At 69.2% G+C, this 5,741-nt stretch carries 6 protein-coding genes; all 6 read right to left on the bottom strand.

The features are described 5' to 3' along the window. The coding region (locus AB1609_14425) for an AAA family ATPase (protein MEW6047654.1) at window positions 1-2,073 on the bottom strand (2,073 nt) is incomplete at its 3' end. A gap of 38 nt (window positions 2,074-2,111) precedes the next feature. Beyond that, window positions 2,112-2,372: a stage V sporulation protein S gene (locus tag AB1609_14420; protein MEW6047653.1), complete on the bottom strand. Its 261-nt coding sequence runs from the start codon at window positions 2,370-2,372 to the stop codon at window positions 2,112-2,114. A 95-nt stretch (window positions 2,373-2,467) separates the two neighbouring features. Beyond that, window positions 2,468-3,214, bottom strand: a complete 747-nt coding sequence (gene rnc / locus AB1609_14415; protein ID MEW6047652.1) for a ribonuclease III — start codon at window positions 3,212-3,214, stop codon at window positions 2,468-2,470. Then, a complete protein-coding gene (gene fabF, locus AB1609_14410; GenBank protein ID MEW6047651.1) occupies window positions 3,186-4,502 on the bottom strand; it encodes a beta-ketoacyl-ACP synthase II in 1,317 nt (438 codons plus the stop codon). Before fabF ends, rnc begins: the two co-directional genes overlap by 29 nt. A gap of 41 nt (window positions 4,503-4,543) precedes the next feature. Next, the gene (locus AB1609_14405) at window positions 4,544-4,783 is read right to left on the bottom strand and encodes an acyl carrier protein (protein MEW6047650.1); all 240 of its coding nucleotides are present in this window, start codon (window positions 4,781-4,783) and stop codon (window positions 4,544-4,546) included. A gap of 109 nt (window positions 4,784-4,892) precedes the next feature. Further along, window positions 4,893-5,639, bottom strand: coding sequence for a 3-oxoacyl-[acyl-carrier-protein] reductase (fabG, locus tag AB1609_14400; protein MEW6047649.1), 747 nt, complete (start codon window positions 5,637-5,639; stop codon window positions 4,893-4,895). Between the last annotated feature and the right edge of the window lie 102 nt (window positions 5,640-5,741).

The following is a 5,741-nucleotide window of genomic DNA, read 5'->3' as shown; positions in this document are numbered from 1 at the left end:
CTGCAGTTGCTTTTGAACCTCCTCCATCTGGCGAGCGCGAGCCAGCACCTCGGCCCGGGAGTGCTCGCGAAAGCCGCCGCTCACCGGGCCCCCCGGCACGACCACCTCGCCCCGCCGCGTCACGACACGCGCCAGCTCCGGCGCCCGCCGTCCCGCCTCCAGGGCGTCGGCCAGACTCTCCATCACGGCCACCCGCCCGGCCGCGTACTCCAGAGCCACACGCAGTGGCGCGTCCACTTCCAAAAGCTCCGAGGCCAGCCCGACCCAGCCGGGGAGCCGGGAAAGGCCCTGCTTCGTGGTCGGCGAGAGCCCCCGGGGCCGCAGGAAGTCGAGCGGCAGGAACGTCACCCAGCCCAGCCGCCGCTCCCGCAGAAACTCAATGGCCTGCCGGGCGGCGTCCGCGGTGCCAACCGCCACCGCCTCCATGAACGCCCCCAGGGCTGCCGCCGCGGCCTCTTCCAGGCCCTGGGGCACCCGCACCAGCTGCGCGAGCGGCCCCCAGATCTCCTTGCGCCAGGGTGCGTTGGCCGCCATCACAGCGCGCACGCCCCGGGAGAAGCCCTCCAGTTCGTCGTGCGCCTGCTCCAGCAGCCGCAGTTGCCCTCGGATGCGGGTGCGCTCGAGTTCGGCCTCGGAAGCCACCTGCTCCAGCTGGCGGATCTGGTCCCTGGCCACCTTCATCTCCTGCGCCAGCTCCTGCTGGCGGCGGGACGTCTCCTCCAGCCTCGCGTCCAGGGAGGCGATCTGGGCGTCAAGCTCCTGGACGCGCTCTTCCAGGCCGGCCCAACGCTGGCGGATCTCCTCGCAGCGCTCGTTGGTGCGCTGCGACTCCCGCCGTTGCGCCTCGTATTGCCGGGCCGCCTCGATGAGTTCGTTGCGGGCGCCGGCCACCCGCTCCAGCGCCTCGAGCAGCCGGCCCCGCTGTTCTTCTAGAGCCTTCTCCTTTTCGCTCACGCCGGCGGCGGCGGCTTCCAGGCGGGCCGATAGCTCCCGGTGCTCGGCCTCGACCTGCTCCCGCCGGCCGGCCAGCTCCAAGCGCGCCCGCTCAAGCTGCCCGATGCGAGCCCGAACCTCCTCGATCTGCCGGCTCAGCCCCGAAAGCCGGGCTCTGGCCCGCTCCAGCCGGCCGGCCGCGTCGAACTCCCGGTCCGACGCCCGGTCCATCTCGTGCTGGCGTTCCAGCAGGGTTCGGCGGCTCTCCTCCAGCGCGCCCGAAAGCTGAGAGAGCCTGGCGCCCAGTTCCCCGTGCGCCCCGAGAAGCGCCTGCATTCGCTCACGGCTCTCCTGGAGGGCGGAGCGCGCCTTTTCAAGCTGCTCCTCCGCCGCCTGGCGCGCAAGGTCGGCCTCGGCGTGGTGGTCATGGGCGGCAAGCGCCTCCCGCCTCAGGATCTCCAGATCGATCGTCTTGAGCGCCTCGTAGAGCTCGCGGGCCCGGCGGGCCCTGGAAGCCTGGCGCTCCAGGAAGGCCACGTGCCGCGCCGATTCCCCCAGGGCCGCCTGCGCGCGGTCCATTGCCTGGCGGGCGCGCTGCTGCACGCTCTGAACCGTCGCCGAGACCTGGCGGAACCGGGCGATGCCCGCCACCTCGTCGAGCGCCGCCCGGCGCTCTTCCCCGCTCCCGACCGCCAGGGCCTCAGCCGCTCCCTGCGGCACCAACACGTGGGAGCGGGCGCTGAAGTTGGCGCGCGAGAGCAGCTCGTGGATGTCCCGGAGCCGGCACGGAATGCCGTTGATGGCAAAGAAGCTCTGGCCCGAACGGTACGCGCGGCGGGTCAGCTCTACTTCCCGGTAAGAGACGCCCAGCGCGCCGCTGGCGTTGTCGAACGTGAGGACGACCTCAGCCATGCCCAGCGGGCGCACGTCCCGGGTGCCGCCGAAGATGATGTCCTCGGTACGGCCGCCCCTCAGCGAACGAACGCTGGGCTCCCCCAGGGCCCAGCGGATCGCGTCGAGCAGGTTGCTCTTCCCACAGCCGTTCGGCCCAACGACCGCGTTGAGGCCCTGCTCCAGTTCGACGCTGACCCGCCGGCCGAACGACTTGAACCCATGAACTTCGAGCCGTTTCAAATACACGGCCGCGCCGCCGACCAAACGACGCCGATTCGGAAAACTCAACGAGGTTCGACGATGAACCGGATAGCCGTGCGCTCCTCGCCGTCGATCTCGATCTCCGTGAACGCCGGGATGCAGACCAGGTCGATACCGTTGGGGGCGACGAAACCGCGGGTGATGGCGATGGCTTTGACCGCCTGGTTGACGGCGCCTGCTCCCACCGCCTGGACCTCTGCCGACCCCTTCTCGCGCAGGACCGCGGCCAGTGCTCCGGCCACCGACTTAGGCTTGGAATTGGCGGAAACCTTCAGCACATCCATGCCCCAACGCCTCCCTCAACGCAAGGCCCGGCGGCATCGCGGTTCGTGGGGACCTGAGCGCCGTTATTGCCACGTCGGACGGTTTCCAATGATACCTATATTCCGCTGGCCTGTCCGATCTCCTTTTCCCGGGTGGCTCCGCCTGCGTCTCCCAGCCGGCCGAGCGCGGCCCGAGCGGCCGCCTCCTCCGCGCTCTTTCGGCTTGCTCCCTCCGCCCGCACCACCAGGTCGGGGCCGCAGTGCAGCTCGACGGTAAACCGGCGCTGGTGCGGGGGTCCCTGGACCTCCACCAGCCGGTACTCGGGCGCCGGACGCCCCGCATGGGCCAGCAACTCCTGAAGGGCTCCCTTCGGGTTGGCCTCGGAGGCGGGTTCGAGTTGCCGGAGCAGGCCGGGCAGGAACTGCTCGACCGAGCTCCGGGCCGCCTCCCACCCACCATCCACGAAGATAGCCCCTACCACCGCCTCGAACGCGGCGGCCAGCATCCGCTCCTGCTGGCGCACCCCCTGCCGTTCTGCGCCCTTGCCGAGCAGGAGTCGCTGTGCGAGACCGGCTCGCCTGGCCAGATCTGCCAGCGTCGAGCTTCGCACGATCTGCGCCCGCAGGCGGGTGAGTTCCCCTTCGGGCTTCCGGGCGAAGGTCTGGAAAAGCCAGGCGCTGACAACCAGCCCCACCACTGCGTCGCCGAGAAACTCGAGGCGCTCGTTGTGAGGCCGGGCCGCGCCCGCCCGCTCGCAGGCCACCGAGCGGTGCGTCAGCGCCTGTTCCAGCCAGCGTTTTTCCTTGAACCGGTACCCGAAGCAGGCAGCGTCCTCAACCGGAGCCGGCTGCTCCGCGGGCAAAGGCCGTTTCGCGGTCCGCGCCTTGCGCAGATTCTTTTGGTGCCTCCTCGTATCGCTTGAAGACCAGCACGGCGTTGTGTCCGCCGAAGCCGAACGAGTTGGAGATGGCCACCCGTACCGGGTGCCGGCGGGCCCGGTTTGGAACGTAGTCCAGATCGCACCGGGGGTCCGGGTTTTCCAGGTTGATGGTCGGAGGGAGCACGCCGCGCTGGATGGCCAGCACGCTGGCGATGGCCTCCACCCCGCCGGCAGCGCCAAGCAGGTGTCCCGTCATCGACTTAGTGGAGCTGACGGCAATCTTGAAAGCATGGTCCCCGAACACCCGCTTGATGGCCAGCGTCTCGTACCAATCATTGTATTCCGTCGAGGTGCCGTGGGCGTTGATGTAGTCCACGGATTGGGGCGGGATCCCGGCGTCCCGCAGCGCCACCTCCATGGCCAGGGCCGCGCCGCGGCCTTCGGGAGCGGGTTGCGTGATGTGGAAGGCGTCGCCCGTCGCGCCGTAGCCGATGACCTCGGCGTAGATGCGAGCCCCGCGGGCCAGAGCGTGCTCCAGCCACTCCAGCACCAGGATGCCCGCCCCTTCCCCCATCACGAATCCGTCCCGGTCGCGGTCGAAGGGGCGGCTCGCACGCTGCGGCTCGTCGTTGCGGGTAGAGAGGCTCTTGGCCGCCGCAAAGGCGGCAATGGCAAACGGCGTGATGGCCGCCTCCGTACCGCCCGCCAGGACCACGTCCACGTCGCCCCTTTGAACCATCCGCAAGCCGTCCCCTATGGCGTCCGCCCCGGAAGCGCACGCGGACACGGTGCACCGGCTCGGGCCCTCGGCGCCCAGTCGAATGGAGACCAGGCCCGCCGCCATGTTGGGGATCATCATGGGGACGGTGAAGGGGCTGACGCGGCCCGGCCCCTTCTGGACAAGCGCCGTGTGACTTTCCTCCCACGTCTCCATGCCCCCGATGCCACTGCCGATGACGATCCCGGCCCGAGGGCCGAGTGGAGCATCGGGGAGGTTGGCGTCGCTGCGCGCCATGAGCGAAGCCGCGATGGCGAACTGGGCGAACCGGTCGGCCCGCCGCGCCTCCTTGCGGTCCATGTAGGCGGTGGGGTCAAAGTCCCGCACCTCACCCGCGATCCGGCAGTCGAGCGAGCTTGCGTCAAACCGTCTGATGGGCCCGATACCCGATCGGCCCTCCACCAGCGCCGACCAAAACGCATCGAGCCCGATGCCGATGGGCGAGATCACGCCCATCCCGGTCACGACGACCCGACGGCGATGGTCTGGCACGTTGCCCCCCCTTTTTCTGCGCCCCAAAGAAGAGCCGGTGCCTACTCCTGCCGGGACTGGATGTACTTCACGGCGTCGCCGACCGTGACGATCTTCTCGGCGTCCTCGTCAGGGATTTCGAGCCCGAACGCCTCCTCAAAGGCCATGATGAGTTCCACGATGTCCAGCGAGTCCGCCCCGAGGTCGTCCACGAACGAGGCCTCCGGGGTCACCTCGGACTCGTCCACGCTGAGCTGCTCGACGATGATGGACTTCACCTTTTCGAAGATGCTGCCGTCCATAGGCTCTCTTGATTCTCCTCTCCGGCCCGAAAGCGCCAGATTCAAGGAAGTACGCTTCTCGATGGCATCCGTTTCACGCAGCAGGTCTCGGAGCGAAGTGCACCCTCCATCACCCTGCCATGGTCAGCCCCCCGTCTATGACCAGCACGTGGCCCGTAATATAAGAAGCCTCATCGGAAGCCAGAAAGGCGACGGCCGAGGCCACCTCCTCCGGCCGGCCCAGGCGCCCCATGGGGATCTGCGAGGCCAGGGCCTGCTCCTTGGGTGTCCTTTCCGCCGTCATCTCGGTTTCGATGAAGCCTGGAGCCACCGCGTTGACGGTGATCCCGCGCGACGCCACCTCCCGCGCCAGGCTGCGGGTAAACCCCACGATGGCCGCCTTGGACGCCGCATAGTTGCACTGCCCCGGGTTACCCACGAGGCCCGCCACCGAGGAGAGGTTAACGATGCGCCCGTGGCGCTGGCGCAGCATGGGACGAAGCGCCGCCCGGCTCATGCGGTAGACGCCGTAAAGGTTGGTCTTGAGGACCTGGTCGAAGTCTTCGTCGCTCATGCGGAGAAGCAGTTGATCCCGAGTGATGCCAGCGTTGTTGACCAGGATCTCCAGCTTGCCGAAGCGCTCAAGGGCCGCGGCCACCAGCCGTTCGGCGGTTTGGGGCTGGGCCACGTCGCCCTCCCACCCGACGACCTCGGCCCCGGTCTCGGCCGAGATCTGCCGGGCAGCCTGCTCGGCGGCGTCGGCCCGGCGGCTGCAGACGGCTACCCGTGCCCCTTCCCTGGCAAGGCGAAGGGCGACGGCGTAGCCGATCCCCCGGCTCCCGCCCGTTACCAGGGCGGCCCGGCCAGACAACGTCATACTACCCCATCCCCTTTCAGGCGTGCAAGGGATGCCTCAAGCGACGCGGGATCCTGGACGTTCAAGGCCACCGCCCCAGGCAGCGTCCGGCGCACCATGCCG

It is taken from the genome of Bacillota bacterium (assembly GCA_040754675.1).
Classification (GTDB): domain Bacteria; phylum Bacillota; class Limnochordia; order Limnochordales; family Geochordaceae; genus Geochorda.
Note: the sequence above shows the minus strand (reverse complement) of the source record. Positions and strands in the feature narration are given on the sequence as shown.